This window comes from Protofrankia sp. CiT1, assembly GCF_917627335.1.
Classification (GTDB): Bacteria; Actinomycetota; Actinomycetes; order Frankiales; family Frankiaceae; genus Protofrankia.
The window spans coordinates 1-764 of record NZ_CAKJTP010000253.1 but is presented as its reverse complement, the minus strand read 5'-3'; the positions used below and the strand labels follow the sequence as shown (position 1 = coordinate 764).

Annotated in this window: 1 protein-coding gene; it reads right to left on the bottom strand. The window is 67.0% G+C overall.

The window, feature by feature from the left end:
* Window positions 1–165: 165 nt before the first annotated feature.
* Complete coding sequence (locus MJ785_RS20970; RefSeq protein ID WP_239382512.1) at window positions 166–573, bottom strand: helix-turn-helix transcriptional regulator; 408 nt, start codon at window positions 571–573, stop codon at window positions 166–168.
* Window positions 574–764: the final 191 nt, after the last annotated feature.

Below are 764 nucleotides of genomic sequence, written 5' to 3'. Positions count from 1 at the left end.
GTGACGCTGGTGTTCCGGCCGGCCGGTGAGCTGACATCGTCGTGGGAGCCGGACGGCACGACATCGAAACCGGGCTGAGGTCGTCGCGCGGCGGAAACCACTGGGAACATGCAAGGGGTCAGGATCCCGACGGGCGGAATCGTCCGTTGTCGGGGTGCTGGCCCCTTACCTGTTTGCCGCCTGCGTGGTGATGAGTTTCTCGACGGCGGTCAGGCGGCGGCAGACGTCGTCCAGGCGCTGTTCGATGCGGTCGATGCCGGCGAGGATTTCCCGCTCGGTGGGCTGACCGACGCTCGTGGGGGTGCCTCCTGCCTGGAGGACGCGGATCAGGTGGTCGTCGGGCCAGTCGAGGGCGCGGGCGATCGCCGTGAGCGTCGTGTTCTGGACGCGGCGGCCGTGGGCGCCGTGCTGGATCCGGCGCAGTGTCGCCACCGATACCCCGGAGGTGTCGGCGAGCGCCTTCTGACCGATCCGCTGCTGAGCCATGCGTGCGTTGACCGTGTCGGCGACCGCGGTCCAGTCCTCGTTGGGGCGCGGGCCGCGAGCGGTGTGCACGGGAACGTTGTTTGTCATACAGCAAAAATAATGGTGCGGTGTACTTCCGATCCCGATCTACGTCGCGATGCCGGAAATTATCCAGCGGCTGTATACACCGGGTGGAAAGCGCTTGGCGAGCGCTCCGTGAGCGGTGCACTGTGGGAGCTGTCCGGAGCACGGCGAGATGCCGGCAACATCCGGACCTGATTCCTACGGAGGTGGGTGGC